At 43.8% G+C, this 22,708-nt stretch carries 22 protein-coding genes and 1 tRNA gene; 13 read left to right on the top strand and 10 right to left on the bottom strand.

Annotated features, from left to right (window positions below):
• Positions 1–42: 42 nt before the first annotated feature.
• Complete coding sequence (locus CMAQ_RS02055; RefSeq protein ID WP_012185468.1) at positions 43–462, bottom strand: hypothetical protein; 420 nt, start codon at positions 460–462, stop codon at positions 43–45.
• Positions 463–565: 103 nt separating this feature from the next.
• On the opposite strand from CMAQ_RS02055, the gene CMAQ_RS02050 reads away from it, so the two are divergent.
• Complete coding sequence (locus CMAQ_RS02050; RefSeq protein ID WP_012185467.1) at positions 566–1,021, top strand: GOLPH3/VPS74 family protein; 456 nt, start codon at positions 566–568, stop codon at positions 1,019–1,021.
• A 36-nt stretch (positions 1,022–1,057) separates the two neighbouring features.
• On the opposite strand, the gene surE is transcribed toward CMAQ_RS02050, so the two are convergent.
• A complete protein-coding gene (surE, locus tag CMAQ_RS02045; RefSeq protein WP_012185466.1) occupies positions 1,058–1,870 on the bottom strand; it encodes a 5'/3'-nucleotidase SurE in 813 nt (270 codons plus the stop codon).
• Positions 1,871–1,882: 12 nt separating this feature from the next.
• On the bottom strand, positions 1,883–2,218 hold the full coding sequence (locus tag CMAQ_RS02040) for a transcription factor S (RefSeq protein ID WP_420805658.1): 336 nt from the start codon (positions 2,216–2,218) through the stop codon (positions 1,883–1,885).
• A gap of 82 nt (positions 2,219–2,300) precedes the next feature.
• Between CMAQ_RS02040 and CMAQ_RS02035 the strand changes: the two genes are divergently transcribed.
• The 6 genes from CMAQ_RS02035 to sixA all read left to right on the top strand — a co-directional run bounded on the left by CMAQ_RS02035 (position 2,301) and on the right by sixA (position 7,297).
• Positions 2,301–3,164, top strand: coding sequence for a PfkB family carbohydrate kinase (locus CMAQ_RS02035; protein WP_012185464.1), 864 nt, complete (start codon positions 2,301–2,303; stop codon positions 3,162–3,164).
• A gap of 72 nt (positions 3,165–3,236) precedes the next feature.
• The gene (locus CMAQ_RS02030; protein ID WP_052290680.1) at positions 3,237–4,067 is read left to right on the top strand and encodes an inositol monophosphatase family protein; all 831 of its coding nucleotides are present in this window, start codon (positions 3,237–3,239) and stop codon (positions 4,065–4,067) included.
• 60 nt (positions 4,068–4,127) lie between these two features.
• Entirely contained in the window at positions 4,128–5,240 is a 1,113-nt protein-coding gene (locus tag CMAQ_RS02025; RefSeq protein ID WP_012185462.1) for an S-methyl-5-thioribose-1-phosphate isomerase, read from the top strand.
• A 1-nt stretch (position 5,241) separates the two neighbouring features.
• A complete protein-coding gene (locus CMAQ_RS02020; RefSeq protein WP_052290679.1) occupies positions 5,242–5,586 on the top strand; it encodes a hypothetical protein in 345 nt (114 codons plus the stop codon).
• A 5-nt stretch (positions 5,587–5,591) separates the two neighbouring features.
• A complete protein-coding gene (locus CMAQ_RS02015) occupies positions 5,592–6,788 on the top strand; it encodes an RsmB/NOP family class I SAM-dependent RNA methyltransferase (protein ID WP_012185460.1) in 1,197 nt (398 codons plus the stop codon).
• A 44-nt stretch (positions 6,789–6,832) separates the two neighbouring features.
• A complete protein-coding gene (gene sixA / locus CMAQ_RS02010; RefSeq protein WP_012185459.1) occupies positions 6,833–7,297 on the top strand; it encodes a phosphohistidine phosphatase SixA in 465 nt (154 codons plus the stop codon).
• A gap of 6 nt (positions 7,298–7,303) precedes the next feature.
• Here sixA and udp read toward each other — a convergent pair whose 3' ends face one another.
• Positions 7,304–8,131 carry a uridine phosphorylase gene (udp, locus tag CMAQ_RS02005; RefSeq protein WP_012185458.1) on the bottom strand — a complete coding sequence of 276 codons (828 nt, stop codon included), beginning with the start codon at positions 8,129–8,131 and terminating at the stop codon, positions 7,304–7,306.
• A 53-nt stretch (positions 8,132–8,184) separates the two neighbouring features.
• Between udp and CMAQ_RS02000 the strand changes: the two genes are divergently transcribed.
• Positions 8,185–8,445, top strand: coding sequence for a hypothetical protein (locus tag CMAQ_RS02000; RefSeq protein ID WP_012185457.1), 261 nt, complete (start codon positions 8,185–8,187; stop codon positions 8,443–8,445).
• A gap of 107 nt (positions 8,446–8,552) precedes the next feature.
• Here the strand turns inward: CMAQ_RS02000 and CMAQ_RS01995 are convergent, their stop codons facing one another.
• The gene (locus tag CMAQ_RS01995; RefSeq protein WP_012185456.1) at positions 8,553–10,007 is read right to left on the bottom strand and encodes an alpha-L-fucosidase; all 1,455 of its coding nucleotides are present in this window, start codon (positions 10,005–10,007) and stop codon (positions 8,553–8,555) included.
• 533 nt (positions 10,008–10,540) lie between these two features.
• Between CMAQ_RS01995 and CMAQ_RS01990 the strand changes: the two genes are divergently transcribed.
• Positions 10,541–12,940: an ABC transporter substrate-binding protein gene (locus tag CMAQ_RS01990; protein WP_232203787.1), complete on the top strand. Its 2,400-nt coding sequence runs from the start codon at positions 10,541–10,543 to the stop codon at positions 12,938–12,940.
• A gap of 219 nt (positions 12,941–13,159) precedes the next feature.
• Here the strand turns inward: CMAQ_RS01990 and CMAQ_RS01985 are convergent, their stop codons facing one another.
• Complete coding sequence (locus CMAQ_RS01985) at positions 13,160–13,624, bottom strand: PaREP1 family protein (protein ID WP_048062865.1); 465 nt, start codon at positions 13,622–13,624, stop codon at positions 13,160–13,162.
• A gap of 255 nt (positions 13,625–13,879) precedes the next feature.
• Here CMAQ_RS01985 and CMAQ_RS01980 point away from each other — a divergent pair.
• Positions 13,880–13,967 (top strand) — tRNA-Leu (locus CMAQ_RS01980).
• Between the two features lie 60 nt (positions 13,968–14,027).
• Here the strand turns inward: CMAQ_RS01980 and CMAQ_RS01975 are convergent.
• Entirely contained in the window at positions 14,028–15,431 is a 1,404-nt protein-coding gene (locus tag CMAQ_RS01975; protein WP_012185453.1) for an MFS transporter, read from the bottom strand.
• 5 nt (positions 15,432–15,436) lie between these two features.
• Positions 15,437–16,621: an RNA-guided endonuclease InsQ/TnpB family protein gene (locus CMAQ_RS01970; protein ID WP_012185452.1), complete on the bottom strand. Its 1,185-nt coding sequence runs from the start codon at positions 16,619–16,621 to the stop codon at positions 15,437–15,439.
• A 176-nt stretch (positions 16,622–16,797) separates the two neighbouring features.
• On the opposite strand from CMAQ_RS01970, the gene CMAQ_RS01965 reads away from it, so the two are divergent.
• The 3 genes from CMAQ_RS01965 to CMAQ_RS01955 all read left to right on the top strand — a co-directional run bounded on the left by CMAQ_RS01965 (position 16,798) and on the right by CMAQ_RS01955 (position 20,011).
• A complete protein-coding gene (locus CMAQ_RS01965; RefSeq protein ID WP_012185451.1) occupies positions 16,798–17,544 on the top strand; it encodes an ABC transporter ATP-binding protein in 747 nt (248 codons plus the stop codon).
• Positions 17,544–19,022 carry a hypothetical protein gene (locus CMAQ_RS01960; RefSeq protein ID WP_012185450.1) on the top strand — a complete coding sequence of 493 codons (1,479 nt, stop codon included), beginning with the start codon at positions 17,544–17,546 and terminating at the stop codon, positions 19,020–19,022. The genes CMAQ_RS01965 and CMAQ_RS01960 overlap by 1 nt, the downstream gene beginning before the upstream one ends.
• A gap of 113 nt (positions 19,023–19,135) precedes the next feature.
• Positions 19,136–20,011: a spermine/spermidine synthase domain-containing protein gene (locus tag CMAQ_RS01955; protein WP_012185449.1), complete on the top strand. Its 876-nt coding sequence runs from the start codon at positions 19,136–19,138 to the stop codon at positions 20,009–20,011.
• 101 nt (positions 20,012–20,112) lie between these two features.
• Here the strand turns inward: CMAQ_RS01955 and mcm are convergent, their stop codons facing one another.
• Together mcm and CMAQ_RS01945 are read right to left on the bottom strand one after the other, a co-directional pair.
• Positions 20,113–22,179, bottom strand: a complete 2,067-nt coding sequence (mcm, locus tag CMAQ_RS01950) for a minichromosome maintenance protein MCM (protein WP_012185448.1) — start codon at positions 22,177–22,179, stop codon at positions 20,113–20,115.
• Positions 22,172–22,690, bottom strand: coding sequence for a DNA replication complex GINS family protein (locus tag CMAQ_RS01945; RefSeq protein WP_012185447.1), 519 nt, complete (start codon positions 22,688–22,690; stop codon positions 22,172–22,174). Before CMAQ_RS01945 ends, mcm begins: the two co-directional genes overlap by 8 nt.
• Positions 22,691–22,708: the final 18 nt, after the last annotated feature.

Genomic DNA, 22,708 nt, shown 5'->3' with positions numbered 1-22,708 from the left:
TTTAAGGGTTTTAATACTAATTAATTATTTTCAATGGTAACGTCACTTAAGGGGCTTAAGGAAGAGTACCTTACCGTATCCACTTAATTCACCGTAGATTATGCTTAAAGGCTCCTCACTACTTGAATTAAAGCCCACAACCCTTGAATCACTCTCAGTAACCCTAACGTACCTATCCTCATCAAACCTAACCGTAGCCTCCCTGGGCCCAAAGACAACCTTAAACTTAACCCTAGACTTAACCAGCGCCCTAACTATGGCTGCAATTAACTCAACCTGCCTCTTAGTGGGTCCTCCCCTGGGTCTCCTCTTCTTAAGTTCCCCTAAATCCCCCACATCACCCTTAACAATACCTTTAACGGAATCAACCACGATTAAATCCCCCCTGTAATCAATAATCTCAAGGTTATTACCCTCCATAACCCTGTTAATAAGTTCCTCAACAGTAACCTCCTCAACCATCGGAATGGTGTATCAGCTGAAATTAATAAATGTTATACCTAAATGCATTACATGGCTCTATATTGGCTGTTAAGTTAAATAGGGTTTAGGGTAGGTTCAGTTTATGAGGAGTAGGCTTAGTGACTTAGTTGAGTCATTAAGGGTATTGAGTGATGGGAAGTGGGTTAGTTTAAGAAGCATTAGGTATAGGGTTCCATTCAACTTAACGTTCAATGACCTACTTGAATTAAGTAGACGTGGCTTAATAGACACCTACGTTGACTTAGCCTCAGGGGAGGTTTACGTTAAGGTTAGGCAAGTAACCGTTAATGAGGATTCAGTCAACGTGAATGAGGTTGCTGAACGCATTGTAAGTGAGTTGAAGGAGCCCATGCCTAAGCCAGCCTTCGAGGAATTACTGAGAAAGATGACTGGAAGTGAGTGGCCCCGGGTTTATGCAGAATTGATTAATAGGGGTGTGGTTAGGGAAATGGAGTTTAACGGCATGGTTTTCCTAACCACAGTGAAGCCTAGTAATGGGCAGCCCCAGGGCTCAGAGGCTTCAAGTAAGCAGGGTTAAATTTCACCCTGATTACTGGTTGAATCCATTTACGGCTTAAGCCCTAATAACCTTACTGATTAATTCCTCAATACTCCTAACAATATCACTAAGCCCAGTACTTGAATCACCTAGGATTAACGGTGTCACAGTCAGTTTTCCCTCCCTGTAGAATGCGTAGGCGTCAGTATCAGTGTCTAACGGCATTAACTCCTCACCCCATCTCCAGTATATCTTATTACCCCTTGGGTCACTTGACTCAATCACAGTCTCCTTAAACAGTCGCTTAGCCATACGTGAAACCACCACGTATCCCCCACTCCACCTACTTGGTGATGGCATATTGAGTGAGAGTGCATCAACTCCCTTAACCCATCCCTCAGCCTCAATGTGATTAATAATACCCTTAATCACCTTAACAATGCCGCTGAAGTAATCTCCATTGATCTGTGGTATTATGAATTTACTATGAGGCGGTACCTCTATTGAGGCTGCTATGCCTGGGACACCTATTAATGATGATTGAATCACCGCCCCTATTGTACCACTTATGAACAGTGACTCAAGGCCCACGTTTTCACCTAGGTTAACACCGCTAACCACTATTTCCGGTTTAAACATATTAATACCCATGAAGACTGCGTCAGAGGGTGTGCCGTCTGTTGCATAGACGTCCACTGGACCATTGTAAAGGCCACCGTTCCACCTCCATATCCTTATTGGCCTATTATACGTCCTGGCGGCACCTATGCTGCTTAGTTGAGTTTCAGGTGCTACTACGTGTACCTCATGTTCCTTGGCTAATTCATTGGCTAGGGTTACTATGCCCATTGAGGTTAATCCATCATCATTGGTTACCAGTATCCTCAATTAAACTCACCATTACTCATACTCACGCCAAGTATACCCACATCTAGTGCACCTGTAAAACCTTGTTGGTGGTTCATCAGCCGCCCTAGTCTGCTGAATCCAGAAGTACGCTTCATTGTTGCCGCACCTTGGGCAGGTTACCTTAACCTTGGGTAAATTATCATTAGCCTTAGTTAAGACCACCGGCTTCTCATCAGGCTTATGCTCAATTACAGTCCTCTCAACCAATGGGACTGTTGTTGAGGAGTCTTCAACGTACCCGCATTTAGGGCACCTCCAAGTAACCTTATTACCGTTCCTATATGGTTTCATTATTGATCCACATTTAGGGCAGAATTTTATAGCCATGTAAATTAACACTTGGCCAGGTACTTTTTAATAAATCTTTCTCAAAATTAAATACTTAAATGCATTCACGCGTAGCCGTTGAGTGTTAGTTATAGGTCACATGACTATTGATGAATTGGAGTTCCCGGGGGTTAGTAGGATAAGTCCAGGTGGGCCACCAACCTTCTGCTCCACATACCTGAAGCAGGCTGGGTTCATTGCTAAGCCAATATCGGTGGTTGGGGTTGACTTTAAGCCGGCTTTAAGGCCCTATGAGGAACTAGGTATTGATTTAACCGGGGTTAAGATTGAGGAATCCTGTAGGACAACTAGGTTTAGGATAAGGTATGATGAGTTCATGAATAGGAAACTATGGTTACTGAGTAGGTGTAGGGATATTGAGCTCAGTGACATTACTGTGAACGATGATGCAGTGGTTATTAATCCAGTGGCTGGTGAAGTATCATGGAGGCTTGTTGAGGCTATTAGGGAGAGGGCTAAGTTGGTTTCAATAGATCTTCAAGGCTTCACGAGGAGGTTCCTCGATAATGGATTAGTCATTAATGATAGCCCCAGTAACATTATTGAATTAGCCCTATCCCACTCCGATGTCGTTAAAGTTAGTGCAGATGAGGTTAACCATGGGATTAGGCGCGTTAAGGATAAGGTACTTGTGGTCTCAATGGGTGGTAACTTAGCTAAAATGTACACTAATGGTAAGGTTTACTGGTTTGATGGTAACGTTAAAGTTAATGCAATTGACCCAACTGGTGCGGGTGATGTCTTAATATGTTCATTAACAGGCTACTTAAAGATGGGCCTTAACCCACTTGACGCCTTCATTAAGGCTGTCGCCCTAGCAACCGTTAGGGTTACTGTGAGTGGCCCATTCGGTAGAATAGATCCATGGCTACTTGATCAAGTTACCAGTGAGTTGAGTAGATTAGTTAGGTTTAGTGAGATATAGGTGATCCTGCAGCTTAGCTTAGCGCCTTGTGGAAAAGCATTAAAACGTGGAGTTGAGCCTATTGCGATAAATGTGGGTGAAGTGAATATTCAATCATTGTTAATGGATATTGTGAAGAACACATCCCCCATGATAATTGAGAAGTCTAAGGATTCATCCTATAAGAGGATAATGAGGTCAGGGAAGGGTGATGTGACTAGGGGTATTGATTGGGTTGCGGAGGGTGCCATAATTGATAGAATTAAGGCTGAGGGATTAAGGGCACTAGTTATTACTGAGGAGAGGGGTGTTGTTAAGGTTAATGATGGTGAACCCGATTACCTATTCATAGTTGACCCAATTGACGGCTCCCTTAACTTCGTCCTAGACGTACCCTTCTACTCAATATCAATAGCAGTGGCTAGGTTTAAGAGCAACCTAACGCTATCAGACGTGGAGGCTGGGATTATTCACCATGTTAGCAGTGGCGTAACTTATTATGCTGAGAGGGGTAAGGGAGCCTTCATAAACGGTGAACCAGCCTCCTTCGACTCAAGCGTCCTAGATAAGCCAGTGGCCTCAATATACATTGAGCCAACTGTTGAACAGAGGGTGTTAAATGGCTTGGCTGAATTATACAGGAGGCTTAATGGCTTTAAGATAAGGAGCCTTGGTGCAGCCAGCCTGGAGATAACCATGGCTGCCCTAGGGAAGCTTCTCTTCTTCCTTGATGTTAGGAATAGGCTTAGGCTTTATGACATAGCCGCAGCCTACGTTATAGCTAAGGAGCTTAACTCATTAATAATAGCAATGGACGGCTACAGTATCGATGATGTCCCAATCAATGAGCAACCAAGGGTTAGCCTACTGGTGACTAGGAGTAGGGAGGTTGCAGACCTGCTTAGGCAATTCCTCCAGCATTAACAATTTGTGAGTAAATTTTAAAACCCAGTTGAATTCGAAGGTGACGGTTAGTGATTATTAATGAGGATTAGTATTGATGAGGTTAAGAGGATTTATAAACCTAAGGTTAAACCCATTGAGTGGAGGGATAATAGGTTAATCATCCTTGATCAATCCAAGGTACCCTTTGAGACAATTTACGTTGAACTACATACACCGCAGGATGTGGCTGATGCGATAAGGTCAATGAAGGTTAGGGGCGCGCCTGCAATAGGCATAACGGCGGCGTACGGTATGTTACTCAGCCTATTAAGCAGCATGAGTAAGGTAAGTGACCTTAATGACGCCTTAAGGGTTCTTGAGAATGCCAAGAGGATTATGGATGCTGCCAGGCCAACTGCAGTTAACTTACCCTGGGCTACAGGTAGGATGCTTAATAAGGCTAAGTCAAGTATAAGTAATGGTAGCGTTAGGAGTGTTAAGGAATTGGTGGATGCACTTAAGGCCGAGGCTGACGCCGTCTTTAATGAGGAGTACGATGCCGAGATAGCCATGGGTATCTACGGCATGGAGAAGCTTAACAATGGTGACTCAATTATGACTCAGTGTAATGCAGGTGGTTTAGCAACAGGTACTGGCTTAGGGACTGCCTTGGCTCCTGTTAAGTTGGCTAAGTTAATGGGTATGGAGGTTTCAATGTTCGTACCTGAAACCAGACCGTGGCTGCAGGGAGCTAGGTTAACTGTTTACGAATTAGTGATGGAGGGTATCGACACCACGTTAATCACGGATACAGCGGTTGGGTTAGTTATGTATAAGGGCATGGTTAACCACGTCATGGTTGGGGCAGATAGGATTTTAAAGGACGGACACGTGTTTAATAAGGTGGGTACGTTTAAGGAGGCTGTGATAGCCCATGAATTGGGAATACCCTTCTACGCCCTTGCCCCATCCTCAACCTTCGACTTAACCAGTGATGTGAATGATGTTAAGATTGAGGAGAGGGACCCTAATGAAGTTAGGTTAATTAGGGGGGTTCCAATAACTCTAAGTGACGTTAAGGTGTATAACCCAGTCTTCGACGTAACACCCCCCAGGTACGTTACGGCGATAATAACGGAGAAGGGTATAATATACCCACCCTTCGATAAGAATGTGAATAGGGTTATAAACGGGGGTGGTGGCTACGGATAGTGTGAATATTGAGGAGAAGCTGGCTAAGGCCCTTGTTAAGCTCATCAGTGGCTCAAGGGGTAGGAGGGTTACTATTAAGACAGCCACATTAGTGAGGTTAGCTGGCCTTGATGAGAAGCATAGGAACATTCTTAAGGCAGCTAAGATGCTTAGTAAACTATCTAAGGAGAGGATTATTAAGATTGAGTTCAAGGATAAGGTATCTAGGGCTAAGTCAATAATGTATGTGGTTGATGATCAAATGGACTTATGGAGAATATCAAAGGTTAACCCTGAGGATGCCACCAGGGCCATCCTTAAGTCACTGGAGAGGTTTAAGAATAGGGCTAAGTTAAGTGGACCATAGTAACCATGCCTAAGCATCATACTGAGGGAGGAGTTAAGATTATTGAGGTAGCTAGGGGTATTGAGCTTGACCAAGAGGTTTACAGGCATTTGCTTCAATACATGGATGATGGTGAATTAGACTCCTACTTTGAAAGCATTAGGAAGCCACCGAGAAGATACTACGTTAGGGTTAATACACTGAAGGTGAGTACCGATGAATTACTAAGGAGGCTTAAGGAACATGGCATAACCGCTTACAGGGATGAGGTACTTGATGAGGCCATATGGCTCCCAACGGAGGGACCTAATAGGGTTGGGGCTAGTAGGAGGTATGTTGTTGCTGATAAGTACGCCTCAGAGAGCGTTTACCTAGGCTCCAACCTATACGGCCCAGGGGTACTCTACATGCCTAATGACATTCATGCCGGTGATGAAGTCAACGTAGTATCCCCAAATGGTGACGTAGTTGCCTTAGGGGTCGCTAAAATTAATGCATCAGAATTCAGGAGGGGGTTCAGGGGTATTGTTGTTGAAACCACTGAGTCAGTTTATAGGTTACCTAAGTTAAGGGATCTTGATGAGTGGAGGTTCGGCTTATTCTATGAACAGTCCCTGCCGGCTCAATGGGTTGGTAGATTAATTGACCCAGGGCCTAATGAAACCATTATAGACCTATGCTCGGCACCAGGTGGTAAGGCAACCCACGTGGCTCAATTATCCGGTAATAAGGCAATCATCATTGCGGTTGATAGGAGTTGGAGTAAGGTTAGGCAAATTGAGGGTAATGCAGCTAGACTGGGGGTTAGGTTAATGACTTACATTGAGGATAGTAGGTTCCTTCACTTAAACCACCCTGAGTTTATTGGTAAGGCTGATAAAGTCCTCATTGACCCACCCTGCAGTGACGCTGGGGTTAGGCCTAAACTATACTATAGGTTAACCATGACTGACTTAATCAACCTAGTGGCCTACCAGAGGCAGTTCATTAAGGTTGCCTACAGTTTACTTAAGCCTAATGGATCATTAATATACTCCACATGTACGTTACCACCAATGGAGAATGAGGATAATGTTAAATGGGCCACTGAGTTAGGCTTCAGGCTAGAGTACGTTAACGTACCTGCCGGTCAGAGGGCGTTTGACGGAGTCTCAAGGAGGTTTCACCCACATATCCAAGATACACCAGGCTTCTTCATGGCTAAGTTAACTAAATTACCCTAGGCTTAATTGGGTAAGTTTAAAAGTTGAGTTGGGATTAATGAAGCGTGGAATCGATTTACTTGATTCAACATGGTAAGGCCTTCGACGAGAAGATCGACCCTGAGAGAAGCCTAACACCAGAGGGTATTAGTGAAACCACCGCCATAGCCTTGCACTTAGCTAAGATTAATGTTTCAGTGGATGTAATAGTGCATAGTGGTAAGAAGAGGGCCCTTCAAACAGCTGAGATACTGGCTAAGCACCTTGGTGTTAAATCAGTGAAGGCTATTGAGGGCTTGAACCCTAATGATGACCCAAGCCTAATCGCCGGTAGGTTAAGTGAATTAGGTGATAGGGTAATGATTGTTGGTCACCTGCCTCACTTATCTAAACTAGCCTCATTACTAATTACAGGTAACCCAAATACTCAACTAATTAAGTTTAGGTACTCCGGCGTGGTTAAGTTGAGTTTAACTAATGGTCAATGGGTTATTGAATGGTACATAACGCCTGAATTAATTAAGTATTAACCTTAATCAACGTGATTCATAAGCCCTCCTCAACACTGCCCCAGACTTAACCTCATAATCGGGGTATTGTCTATCCCACTCATTAATCACCTTAACAGCCTCATTGGCGACACGGCAAGCATCTGCAACTCCGGCTTCAGGGTTGAATTCATCAGTCTCCCTATTAGCCACCACAGCCATTACTGAACCAGCCCTTAAACCATAAACATTGGCGATTGTTAATACTGTAGCTGTCTCCATGTCAAAGTTCATTACCTTAACAGCCTTAAGATCATTAATAATACCCTTAAACCAACTGGGTAAGTAACCACCAAGCCCTGGCCTACCTTGACCAACATAGAAGCTGTCTGTTGATGCAGTTAACCCAACATGATACCTAACACCCAAGCCCTCAGCGGCTGTAATCAAGGCATTCAACACATCAGGGTGAGGAACCGCTGGGTAACCTGGGGGTGCGTAGTTACTGCTTGCCCCATCCAGCCTAACAGCACCTCTGGCTATTATTAAGTCACCAACCTTGACACTAGCCCACAGTGAACCAGTGGTGCCAACTCTAATTAATGTTCCAACACCTAATGATGCTAATTCCTCAATGGCTATTGAGGCCGATGGCCCACCTATCCCTGTTGAAGTAGCCATCACGGGTACACCCCTGTAGGTGCCTACGTAGGTCCTATACTCCCTATTCTCAACCTTAAGCCTAACTTCATCCCACATTGAGGCTATTAAATCAACCCTACCTGGGTCACCTGGGAGTAATGCGTATGGTGTGGTTTCACCGGGTTTAAGCACTAGGTGGTATACCCTACCGTTAACAATGGGCCTAGTGGCCATGCGTATTAATGCCCTTAGGCTAATTAAGGTTTATTAATAAGTTAAGCGTTATTATGAACTTGGTCACTATGAAGAGTAAGAAACCTTACCCTCATAATAAGGATATTGCACAGGCAATACTCAGGGTAATGTATGAGAAGCCTTACGTTAAACCCATTGACTTCATTAATGAGGTTAAGAGGGTACTTGAGGAGAGGGGTTACTACGCTGGGTTAGTGAGCGCTAAGAGGATTTGGAGGATTTACGAGGAGTACGCTAGGAAGGGGTGGGTTTACGATTACTTAGGTGTATTGGAGAATGATGGTGGGGAGTAGGGTTGATTCAAATTAATGAATTCATTCATCTAAGCGCAGGTGCTAATTCATTGTGATAAGCGTTAAGTGATTACTTTAAGTAGGTTTAAGTGAATTCACTTTAAGCATTAACTCGTTACTACCTTGAATACGGGCATTACCCGCCTCTGCACGTTACCCGGTATCTCAATTACTAATCCCCTCCCCTCTCTACTGAACTTTACTTTACCGTGACCCAGTAATTCAACGTCCTTAACATCCTCAATTAACCTTAGGTTTAAGCTTAATGACTGTACTACGGCTTCCTCACCCGGCCATTCCAGGGCTATGGCATATAATGAGTTACCCCTCTTAGTGAACCTGAAGTCACTGCCAGTGTACTTGACCTTAAGCCACTCAGACTCCTTAAACTCCCCAGCAGGCTCCCTAGTCGGCCCCTCACCGTACGTTAACCATGGTTCAGTACCGTAAATTGCCTCACCGTTAATGCTTAACCAATCCCCAACACTCCTAAGCATCTTAACCTGCTCCTCAGGTATTGTACCATCACTTCTGGGTGCGATGTTAAGTAGTAGGTTACCGTTCTTACTGACAATATCCACAAGATCCCTTATTACTGATTCAGTGGTCCTGTACTGGCAATCATTAGTGTAGCCCCATGTGTTTAAGCAAACTGATGTATCAGTCTGCCATGGGGTAGGCCTAATCCCAGCCAACTTACCCCTCTCAACATCAAGCACACCGGCCCAGGAGGGCATTGCATTATGCTTGTAATTAATAGCAACCTCAAGGCCCCATTGGTAAGCCCTATTATAGTAGTAGGCTGTGAAGAATCTTAAATATGGTTCGAAGGACGGGTACTCAATCCACCAATCGAAGTAAAATAACTGCGGCCTATACTTATCAACAAGCTCAATGGCCCTAAGCAACCAATCATTCAGAAAAGCCTCACCCGGTGGCTCAACAGGCTGTGGCCAAAGCTTACCTTGTTCATGAGGCTCCTTAATTGGTGCAGCAGGCCCGTATAAATCCTGATACTCTGGGTCATTCACATCAGACTTAATCCTCCTACCACCCTCAAAGAACCAGTAGTGCTCAGCCCTATGGTAAGATACACCGAATACTAGGCCCAGATCCCTACAGGCCTTAGCCAACTCACCCACCACATCCCTACGCGGCCCCATCCTCCTAGCGTTCCACCTGGTTAATGAACTATCCCACATGGCGAAGCCATCATGATGCTCAGCCACCGGTACAACGTAACTCACCCCAGCCCTCTTGAATAAGCTGCACCACTCATTGGGATCCCACTTATCAGCAGTGAACATTGGTATGAAGTCCTTGTAACCGAACCTATCCTGAGGCCCATAATGCTTAATGTGGTACTCATACTCAGGCCTACCTGGAATATACATGTGCCTAGGGTACCATTCATTACCAAAGGCCGGTACTGAGTAAACACCCCAATGTATGAAGACTCCAAACTTACCATGCTTAAACCAACCAGGGATTCTAAAACCCCTCAAGGACTCCCAATCAGCCTCAAAGGGACCAGAGGGTAGGCTAACGGGGAAACTAACCATAATGCTAAGGAATACATGAGTTTAAAAGCATTGATAAGTTCCTTAACCATCAACTTACATATAATGCTTCTTAATTCATGTAGTAATGCAACTTTACTAACACCTAGCTTCCCAGTAATTAACGTGCATTAACACTCCTAGGTTGATTAAAGTAACCCATAGGTGGTTCTTAGTACTTCATGTTTTTATCAACACTGTATAATGCATTGCCAGTACCTAGATTAAGAACCAGGTTAACATAATTAGTGGTTCGGCTTAATCCATTAATTCTATGTTACTTGGTTCATTTAACTTCTCTAAGCCTTGGCCATTTATACGGCCTATTATTAGGTAATAGCCAGATAACTGGATGGAACTGTTAACTTGTAATGATTACTACATCACCTATACCGAATGGTCCCATTGCTACATGCGTTAATTCAACATCCAGATGCATTAATCTAACTTTGAAGCAGCTCAATCAGAAGGCAGTGAAGTATACGGCATTATAACATAACTACATGTACAGTAAAACTTTTATACCTTGGGCGATCATGCATGAACTCAGATCAAATATGAATAGGAATGCAGTTAAGTACGTATTAATAATATCAATAGCAGTGATGGTAATATTCAATGTTGTAACTTATGCAGCATCAGCACCACAACTTATTAATGCAATCCCAAGTACGCTTATATATACCCCTGGAATACCTGTATACAATCCTTATGTACCCAGTAATCTACTGGGTTCTGTTAGTACGTGGCTTCCCTTGGCGTTCTATAATCCATTTACTGGTCAATTCTGGCCTATTCTTGCTGAGAATTGGACTATTCAAGTTCTCCCTAATGGATCAGGTATTTTGACTATTTATCTTAGGCCTGGCTTATACTGGTTTAATGGTTCAGCGGTAATGCCTTTCACGGCATGGGACGTGTACGCACAGTACTATATTGCTGTTAAGGCGTTTAGCTGGTATTGGCCATACATGCAGCCTCAGTACGCTGATGATGATGTTAGAGTAATCAATAATTACACTATTCAATTCCTATTCCAGAAATGGAGCCCAACAGAGTGGATATACTTGATCACAGGTATGATTGAAACACCATACCCTGTATGGAAACCAATAGTGGATGCATTAAAGGCAATGAACACCAGTGAGGCTTATACCTTTGGACAGAAGAATATAACGGAGTATGCACCACCTTATTGGGGCTTAAATCCATACTACTTAACGTACATAAGTCCAACATATATTGATGTTGCATTGGAGCCTGATTACTTTAATGGCGTTCCATTACTAGCTACTTGGAGTAAAGTATTCCCATTCCATGCTTGGCAATACTATAACCCAACATTAATAGCATTCTTCCTCGGCGGTAATACTCAGGCAATGAGTGCCTTCCTCGCCGGTAAGGTTACATGGGGTGGTGTAGCATTATCAGAGCAGCAGGTTGCTGTTCTTAATAAGAGCGGTGTAGGCGTATACCTATGGCCTGACTATACTGCCTTTGGAATAGCAGTAGAGCCTAATACTTACCCATGGAATATTCCTCAGGTTAGGGAGGCCTTATGTGATGTTATTAATAGGAGTACAGTTGTGGCTGCATGGGGATTAAACTACCCAGATTACTATCCAGAACCCATAGAACCATACATTGTTAATGAGTTTCCATCCAGCATTAGGCAGTTCCTAATACCATGCTCATATAATACAAGTGAGGCTGTTAAAATCCTTGAGTCATACGGCTTAACCTATAAGCATGGTCAATGGTATCTACCCAATGCAACACCACTAACACTAACAATAATCGGCCCCTCTGGTGAGACTGATTGGATGACCATGATTAGTGTGGCTGCTGAGCAATTATCAGAATTCGGCATTAAAACAAGCCTAATAGGGCAGGATACTGGTGTATTTTGGAGTTCTACCTTCTCCAGTGGTGAGTATGAGGCTGCTATTATGTGGGTGACATATCACCTTGAATCATACTACTCAGCTTGGTCATTCTTAAGTTGGCCATTCTGGGCCATCTCAACATTTAATACATCTAAAGCGTGGCTATTCCAGTGGCCTAATGGAACATGCACACCAGTGAATATGCCGTATATTCACAATCCATATGGTGATATACCAACGCTTAACGCGACCATTGTCTGGTGCATTAACTCAACATCCGGCTACATTAACTTAACTAATTGGGCCTGGGCATTCGATCAAGCCTACCCAGGTACATCAGACTACGATACATTAATAGAAGTTATCTTCGCATGGTATCACTACTGGGTACCAGTAATGCCAATTGGATACAAGATTCAATCACTTGAGTACGCTAAGAATGCCATGGATCCATTATGGTTGTATCAACCATACATACTCAATAACTACCCATGGTTAGTTGCATTATCAATACCATACTACACAGTATGGGGCTTTACCACCGGGTGGTCTCCAATGGGCTTTGCGCCAATGGTTATTCTAGGCCTTGTAACACCACCTGGTACTGTACCCCCCATTGCTCAAGCTATAGCTAATGGTAGTCTTTGGACTAATCCGTATCTGCATCAGTGGGCTGTCTTCATTGGTTTACCTACTCCTGATCCTACTCTGCAGGAGGTTGTGGCATCGTACTTCCATATACCGTATACTCCAGTATCAACCACTACTTCAACCACAACCACTACGACTACTACACCAGTGACTACTACTTCAACGACTACTTCAACAACAACTAGTACCGTTACCTCAACCACTACTGCCGTTAGCACTGTTACAAGCACAGTAACCAGTACAGCAGTATCAACAGTGACTAGCACAGCAACAACCACAGCCGTATCCACAGTAACAGTCACAAAACCAGTAATATCAACAGCACTAATAGCAGGAATAGTAATAATAGTAATAGTCATAGCAGTAGTGGCTGCTGTAATAGCATTAAGAAGAAGATGAGGATGAATTAATAATAATATTAATTAAAAACCCACCTCTCCTTCATCTTTAATCCCCAACCCATAACATTCATTAATGATTATTCAATACAACCCTTTAAGTGAAATACAAACCATGATAAACCCAATGAATAAACACAAACCATAAATAATGAGATCTTAAGTATATTATTGTGACTATGTTTCTAATGACTGAAATGGGTATCTTGTGGAGGAGTAGTTAGAACAGCTTTTTAGCTTCCTTGATTATTTCCTCTATTTTCATAATGCTTACCTTCACATGATTGATTGTGTATTTTCCTTCATGGAAACCCCATACGTGTAGGTCGTATGCGGTGTTCCAGCCATCAAGTACCCAATAGCCTAACTCCTTAGTTAAGGTCTTGCTAGCCATGCCAAGCATGTAGGTATACCATCTACCTTCCCTTAGAAACTCCTGGTACTCTGGGGTCCTATGCTTCTCGGCAAGGGCCTTAATAACCTCCTCAGCAGCCTTATAGGCTTTCTCACTGGCTTGAACAGCATCACCCTTATCAATGTATTGCTTCGCCTCACTTAGGTATTTCTCAGCCACGGCAATTCTCTCCCTCATGCTCTCCTCAGGATCCTGCATGCTGAGGGCATCAAGCAGTAACTCAGTGACATCAATCCCCCTGCTGGTTAACTTCTTAATCAGCTCCTCAATACTACTCATGATTAAATTACACTACACTTCATTATATAAACTCTCCACTAATCTCCTCCTTGCCTTAAACCTTTTAAGTGCGTTATAAGTCGCAGCGAGCATTATTTAGTATTTAGATAATAGAAGGGTTACAGTAAACCAGTTGGGATTTGAATTAAAATCCCTCATATGTGGAATAGAATTATTCAGGTTAAAAATGGTTAATGGCCTCTAGATCGTGAAAGTTTAAAAGCCCCAATAGTGCATTACCTAATGGCGGGGGTGCCCGAGCCTGGTCAAAGGGGGCGGACTCAAGATCCGTTGGCGTAGGCCTGCGTGGGTTCAAATCCCACCCCCCGCACCAGTGCCTTCATCTACTCATTACTCATCTTTCCATTTCCTGTAGTTAAGCATAAGCATGCATTTACCTTTCACGAAGTAGTGACGTGTATGCACCTATGAAGCTTAATGCAGCAGCTATGATGAACATTATCCTCAACCCCGCTGTGAATAAACCATACACTATAGTGCTCATTAATGGTACTCCAGTGAATAGGTATAATGCAGTGTACTTACCCAGGTACTTAGCCAGTATCGCGCTGGCTAGGGTTATGCTTAGTAATTGGCCGGTGAACCTCATGGTACCCAATACCCCCGATGCCACACCGTACTTATCCCGTGTTATTGAGCCCATTACTGAGTTAGTGTTGGGTGCTGAGAAGAAGCCGAAGCCTACGCCTAATACCGATAAAGCCAGTACCACGTTAACTACACTCCTTAGGTTAAGGATAAGTAGCATTATGAACGCTAAGCCTATGAGCCCCATTCCCAATGCAGCCACTTCCCTTGAACCATAGATATCGGAGAGTCTACCACTAATGGGTGAGAGTATTACCATGAATACTGGTTCAGGGATTAGTATTAGGCCTGCCTCAAAGGGTGTGTAGCCGAGTATTGACTGTAGGTAGAGTGAGAACAGGAATGGTACCGAGTACGTGCTTATGTAGTTTAGTAAAGCAGTCACGTTACCAGCCATGAATGATATGTTACGGGTGAATAAGCTTAAGTTAAGCATAGGATCCTTAACCCTCCCCTCGATCACTATGAATAAAGCAAATGAAGCCGCACTAATTACTGGTAGGTAAAGGTAATTTAACCAATCACCCGTGGCCGCCAGTATCATGAATATTACTATTGAGAGGAGGGCTATTGAGAATGAGGCTGCGCCAGCTGCATCAATGGGGATGCCGCGTCTAGGTAAGTCAATACCCCTCATGGATACGAATGATACCGCTAAGCCAATTACTGAGAGTAATGTGGTAACCAGTAATACGAATCTCCAGCCGAGGAATTGGGTAATTAACCCACCTAGGAATGGTGCTGAGGTTAAGCCCATGTAGACGGCCATTGCGTTAATACCTAAGGCAAACCCCCTCTCACCCTCTGGGAAGACTTGGCTAACTATGGCTGTGGAGCTTGGTGATAGTATTGATGACCCAAGCCCCATCACTAATGATGATGCTATTAAAACATAGATGCTTGGTGAAAAAGCACCCATAAGTGAACCCACTATGAATAATGCGAAACCAATCCTGAAGACTCTCTCTCTACCGTAAATATCAGCAATCCTACCCAGTAGCACCATTAATGTCGGTAATGGTATTAAGTAAACCACAGGCACGTAAACCAGCGTGTACAATGAGGCGTGGAAGTATTTACCAAGTACAGGAACTATGAAGGATAGGACTGTTGAATTGAAGGGGGTTTGAAACGCGGCTAATGAAGTGGTGAATAATATGAGCACCCTCATGACTCTTATAGACTCCATGTGAGCTACCTCACCCTAATGGGTGGGGTTTCCTGCTTCATTGCCCCGCCTTGCCCCAATAGGGGTAGGGGGTGGGGTTCAGCAGGCGCTTTGGGTGGCTCCCACCCCGCATTTCTCAAGAGGTTAAGGGAGGCGTTAAAGTCGTGGTCGGCTGTCCAACCGCATTTGGGGCAGATAAACACGCGGTCCTTTAAAGTTAAGTCCTTTTTAACGTAACTACACTTAGCACATGTTTTCGAAGTATACGCTGGGTTTGCTGTCCTAAATTCTTTACCATACTTCTCCACCTGGTAGCGTATTATTTCTCTTAGTTCGTGAAAACCAACGTCAAGTAGCCTCATCCTCAGTTTTCTGACTGATTCCCCCACTAATTTCTTCACGTTAATATTCTCCATCACAACAACGTCGTAGTGCCTAGCTAGGAAGGCACCTGATTTGAATGCAATATCTCTCCTCAGATTCCTCAAGTGTTCGTAAGCCTTCGCAAGCCTCACCTTGGTTTTCTGCCAATTATGAGAGAGGAACTTCTTTCTCGAGAGAGCTCTATGCAGTCTTCTGAGCCTGTTTAATGCCTTCTCGTAAGGTTTCAAGTTCTCAATAAACCACCCATCACTGGACGTTAACATCTTCTCAATACCTACATCTAATGCAACGTTCTCGACGATAAAAGTTATGAAAACTCTTTCTGATGGAGTCAGTTTAACAGCCACCCTCTTCACCTCATCTAATGGGAAGTCCCTATGCACAAGAACCTTAAACACGCCGAGATTACTGAGTCTTAGTGTGAGTAACCTCTCCCTATGTTTGCTCCTTGTCCTCACCTCCCTCTCTGAGATTATCCTCCAGCCATACTGAGAATACACTAGGGAATAGTACTTATGCGGCTTCTTCTCCCTGGGGAATCTCGCCAGGTCTTTGAAGAAACGGCTCCTTGCGTCATAGTAACGGTCAGCAATCTGTTGAACTACCTGAGAATATAGTTGCTTATATTCATCGTCCTGTTTCCTGAGATCTAACGCCAGTTGCCTTAACTCAGTTTGTGTTAAACCCTCCCCATCCCTATGGTAGAAGTAGATGTCTGCCCACCTTAGGGTATTATATATCTCACACGCTAACTTCAACTGGGCTTTTAACGCCCTCAACGTTAATTCACTAGTGTAAGCTCTAAAACGAAACCCCAAGGTGGGCATTAAGATTATTTTTGCACAGATTTTAAAAAACCTTACGCATTCACCCCCACCTCAGAAAGACAAGATTTCCTGCACAAAATCTATAAACCACGCTGAGGCTTATTTTTAAGTCAAATACCTTACGCCTAGTCTTCAGTGAGTTAAGTTTTTAAGACTTAATTCAAGTCGCATATTTAATGAGTAATAATGATGTACTTAAAGTTGAGAAGCTTGTGGTTAAGTATGGTGAAAAAACCGCCGTTAAGGGTATAAGCTTCACTGTGAATAATGGTGAAGTCTACTGTCTCCTAGGCCCTAATGGAGCCGGTAAGACATCAACGATAAAGGCTGTATTAGGTTTAGTTAAGTATGAGGGTTTAATAGATGTACTTGGCCTCGGCCCCCCTTCACCAGTGGTCATGAATCACGTGGGGGTTGTTATGGAGACTCCAGCTGTCTTAGAGGCATTAACTGTGAAGGAGTTCCTTGAGTTCCTTGGATCTGTTAGAGGTACATTCAATGCTAGGAGGGTTGAGGCGCTTCTGGAGGCCTTTGAATTGAAGGATTACATTAATACTCCAATAGCCGCGTTATCAGCTGGTAATAAGCAGAAGGTGGCTATAGTGGCTGCGTTAATGCATGAGCCAAGGCTCCTGCTTCTTGATGAACCATTCAACTTCCTTGACGTAAAGTCAGTTAGGATACTTAAGGAGATAATGCAGAGGCATATTGAGTCAGGGGGCTCAATATTATTTTCAACCCACATAATGGAGGTTGCGGAGAGGGTGTGTAGTAGGATAGGTATAATTAATGATGGTGTACTGGTTACTGAGGGTACTCCAGGTAGGATTAAGGAGGAGGCTAATGCAGGCACATTGGAGGATGCGTTCCTGAAGGCTATACATGCTGAGGAGGAGATTAGAAGTATACTGGAGGGTCTTTAATGGTAAGTGTACGTAGGCTGGCCTCGGTTTTATCCAAGGAGTTAATGTACCAGGGTTACACTGCATCTAGGGTAAGTGGCTTAAGGCCGATGAACATTGAGAGGGCTGTTAGGGCTGCTAGGATTAATAAGATAATACTAAGCGCATTAATGGGCTTCTACGTGGGTCTAATGGGTATTATACCCTACGCCCTTAAAAGACCCAGTGTAAGTCTAATAGAGACTTTAACTGGTTCATTCTTCATAATCTTCTCATCCCTATTAAACGTCGCCTTCTCACTTCAGCAAATTGATAATGTTAGAAGCCTACTGGCTACACTACCCCTTGAACCAAGGATTGTTAAGTCGGCCTCAACGTTATCACTCTTCATGATTATGGATATTCCGACCTACGTCTCAATAGCAGTATCAACGCTAATATCAGTAATAATGGGTGGTATACCTTATCCACTCCTAGGTACTCTCCAGGGAATTTCCTTAGGCGTAATAGTGGCTTCAGGCTTCATAATAATTACTGAGAGGGCAAGTAGCACAATAAGTAGGAGTGTCTCCAGGATTATTGGAATGATTCCAATAATGCTCGCGGTATTAATTCTCGGTTACGCAGTTAACATTAATCCAAGTCAACTTAACCCAGCCTTATCCCTAATACCAGTAACCAGTGGCCTATTCATTAATGGCCTTAACGCATCCTTCTACTTAACCATAGTTTACACTGTTGCCTTCACCCTAGCCGCATACCTAATGCTGCGGAGGGTTAGTGACAGGATTCTTGAATCCAATGTGCAGGTTCAAGTCATTAAGGCTAGTGAATTCAAGGGATTTAGGATTAGGAACCCACTCATGGCGCTTGTTAGGGTTGATTTAACCCAATCCTTTAGATCAAGAATGGCTGGAATATGGGCAATCCCAGTAAGTTACTGGGTTATAATAGTGTTCACGGTGATTGCAGGGGGTGTTAGGTTGAACCCAATGTTACTGTTAACCTACGTTATTGAACTTAGTGCCATTATAGCGTTTATACCATACGCCCTTTACTTAAGCGAATTAAGGGGTGCTGTTGTCTTTAGGCTCTTACCCATAACCCCATTAAGGAACTTAGCCAGTAAGCTCCTGGTAACATTAATAGCCTACTACGTAGCCATGGTACCCATATCCGTGTTAATGATAATATATGGATTACCGATTAGCCTCCAGGCAGTAGTGATATTAGCCTTCGGTTTACCCATGGCTGCCACAGGAGTCATGGCTATTCTCTTCGAGTTAAATATTAGGGAGGGTTCCGTATCATCAGTCTCATTGATGATTATCTACGCCCTAGTGATGATCATTATTGAAGGCTTACCTGCAGCAGCCTTAATAATAGCCCACATAATGATTGGTGGATACGCATTACCATCACTCATAATGTTCCTGGTTTCCGCTGTGGAATTCCTAATGGCACTAATGGTGCTTGCTAGGTTAAGTAGGAGGCGTTGATTACCCATACTAGGGGATGAGGGTATTAGTGGTTAACCATGGTTCAATAATAAGTGTAGGTTAATGAATGATGCTTAGGTATAGTAATAAACCCACTGCTTCACCTTAAACCTATGAGTAATGGATACGTGATACACAACCCTCTCCAATGTGTTCAATACATTGCACCCCACACCTGGGTCTACATGAGTGTTAGGAGGATTTTTGTTAATGAGAGGACTAAGTACCAGCATGTTCTCATAGTTGAGCTTGAGGACTTCGGTAAGGCACTCTTCCTTGACGGTATCCTGCAGTCGGCTCAGGTTGATGAATACATTTACCATGAGTCACTGGTTCACCCAGCCATGGTGACTGTTGGTAATCCTGAGAGGGTTCTGATACTGGGTACTGGTGAGGGTGCTGCCTTAAGGGAGGTTGTGAAGTATAGTAGTGTTAAGGAGGTTGTTACAGTGGATATAGACTACGAGTTGATTAATTACGTTAAGGAGTACCTTAAGGAGTTCCACAATGACTCATTCAAGGACCCGAGGGTTAAGGAGATTTACCAGGATGCCGTTGACTACGTTAGGAATACCGTAACCACTGGGGAGAAGTTTGATGTGGTTATAATGGATTTAACGGACCCATACGGCTCGGAGATTGGTGCTAAGGTTTACTCAGTTGATGTGATTAGGGGTATTTACAGTATGCTTAATGATAATGGGGCCTTGATCGTACAGGCTGGCTCAAGCTTCCTATTCCCTAGGGAATATGGGCTTGTTTACGACACTGTTAAGTTAATATTCCCTCTAGTCACTGAGTACCAGGTTTGGGTACCATCATTCATGTACTCTGAAAGCTTCATACTGGCGACCAAGGGGGTTAACCCAATTAAGTTAAGTAGCGATATTGTTGATGCAACCTTGAGGATTAATGGGGTTAAGACGAGGTTCTATAACGGTAAAGTGCACTCGGCGTTAATGGCCCTTGGTTCCTATAACCGTACTTAACCTGCCTCCTAGGTAATTTTAAAAGAGGCCCTTAGCCTAATTTAACAGTGATGAGAGCCCTCGTGGCGGAGGAGTGAAGTATTCACGTACCGGCTGATTGATTAAACGGTTCTCTTAATGTAACCCTGCTTAGGTGTATATATTTCCCCATTACTCTTAAGTATACTCAGTATCTTATCCACTGTAGCCCTATCAAGCCCCTCGTTCTCAGCCTCCCTGTAAAGTTCCTCAACCTTGATTGGCTTATTATTATTAATCTCCTCAAGCTTAGCTATTAGACTCATTAATAGTGCAATCTTCTCCTGCTGACTCCTGGGTTTACCAGTCATGATTACGTCAATATCAATGTTACCTGTCTCCATATCAATGCCAACACTCTGCAGGAACCTCATGAATAACCTAATAGCCCTCTCAGCGTCCTCAGCGGTGGCTATGCTGCTTAGCCTCATCTTAGCCTCAGCCTCAGTTAACCTAATCAATGCCTCAAGTTGCCTAGCTGTAATGGCCACTGGTGAACCAGCCTCTTGGGTTGACTTAGCCCTCATTTGGGTGTAGAAGCCCACTATCCTATCCTTAGCCTCAGGGGTTAGGACTGGTTTAATGTACTTCCTGGCGTAGGCAATGTACTTCCTAAGTAAGTCAACCCTAATCATGTTCCTGAAGCCTTGAGTCAACTCACCTGAGTGTAGCTTAGCCACATGCTCAGCCACAGTCCTATCCCTATCAATATTGGGTTCATCCCTAATTATGAATATTAAATCAAACCTAGACAATAGGGTTACGGGTAAGTCAACGTTCTCAGCCACAGTCCTATTGGGTAGGTATCTACCGAAGGCTGGGTTTGAGGCGGCTAGGACGCTTGCCCTAGCGTTAAGTGTGGCTAATATGCCGGCTTTAGCTATTGAGACGGTCTGCTGCTCCATGGCCTCATGCATAGCAACCCTATCCTTAGCATCCATCTTATCAATCTCATCAACCACAGCAACCCCCATATCAGCCAAGACTAATGCACCAGCCTCTAGGTAAAATTCACCGGTTAACCCATCCCTAACCACAGCCGCTGTTAAACCAGCCGCAGTGGATCCCTTACCAGTGGTGTAGACTGCTCTTGGCGCTATCCTGGCCACGTACTTAAGCAGCTGCGACTTAGCCGTACCTGGGTCACCAACCAGTAGAACATGGACATCACCCCTTATCCTAGTCCCATCAGGTAGTTCCTTAGGCACACCACCGAAGAGTAGACAGGCTATAGCCTCCTTAACGTCATCAAGACCATAAATTGAGGGTGCTATTGATGCAATAATCCTCTCCTTAACGTCTGGAAGCATGGCTAGCTTCCTTATCTCCTGCTCATCCTGGGGGGTTATCTCTATTTCAGCGAACTCCTTCTGTAGGCTCTCAATGTAATTAACGTTAATTAACCTTGAGAACACAGGTAACTTACCCCTCCTTGGTTCAAACAGATTTATCTCAAGTACCCCACTCAACATAACCCTATCACCAGGCTTAACTGTGTCAACTAAGTCATCGGTTAAGACAGCCTCAATACTCCTCGGTAATTGACCTGAGGGGGTTTCCTCAGGCTTCTCTTGAACAAGTATCTTCTGCCAATCAGTTATCACTGATTCCTCAGTTACGAATACCATTGAGTTCACTGCACCGCATTGGGGGCATTTCTTAGGTGGTTGAAGTGAATTATAGGTGTCCGTGGTTACCGTTACCTCGTATCCGCATTGATTACACCTGAACTTAGCCATCTTAACGTAGTGCATTGGCGGTGTCTGCCTAAGCACAATACCCTCAATTGAGACGAATCTACCCAAGTGTTCGCTCCTAAGCCTCCTAATGCTCATCCTCTCCATTGGGCTTAACCTAAACCTGGCGTGGAATCTTTGAACAAGCCTAGCGTACTCAGGGTCCTTTTCCTCTATTAATCTACCAACGGCCTCTGAGGCGCTTTCAATCACTAAATCAGGCTTCTCAATTAGGTAGTCGGCTAACTGCTTATCGTAGAGTAGGAGATCATTGAAATCCACTACAAGTGACCTCCTCCTATTCACTATTACTAGGCTTAACTCCTCATCATACTTCTCAACCTGTCTCAGAAACTTCTCAACCCTATTAATCAACTCATCCCTACTCAGTTGAAGTAATTCCTCATTACTCATTATTAATCACCATGTTGAACCATGGATTAATAACCCTAGTCAACTCCTTAACGAGTAGCTCCTCCTCAATGGTTAACTTATCCATGATTTCCTGAGGTAGACCTGATGGTGATACACTAATCATGTTTAGTATCTTCTTAAGCCTAATGGAGACTAGGTCCCTTAGGGCAATCATTAATTCCCTTGAATTCCCTTGACCGCTACCTAATGCGCTTAACCTAGCCTTAACGTAGAATAACTTATCAAGCTTAGTTAACTCAGCCTCCTTACCCTCAGTCCAGTGAATCCTCTTAACATCATCCACTGTAACCAGGTCCTGTTGAGTTAGTGAAACGTACCTACGCCTAAGAAGTCTCTCAACCAGTGGTACTGGTAATGTGACTAAGTCACCTGTTGAGTAACCTCCGAAGGTTATTTCATTAACCTCAACCTTAGGTATATCCCTATTGACGATTACCTTAATCCCCTGCCCCGATACGGCTGTTGAAATGACCGATAACAGTGATGGCATGCCTAATACTGTTTAAGC

It is taken from the genome of Caldivirga maquilingensis IC-167 (assembly GCF_000018305.1).
Taxonomy (GTDB): Archaea; Thermoproteota; Thermoprotei; order Thermoproteales; family Thermocladiaceae; genus Caldivirga; species Caldivirga maquilingensis.
The sequence above is the reverse complement of the archived record's forward strand: the minus strand, read 5'-3'. Positions and strand labels throughout refer to the sequence as shown.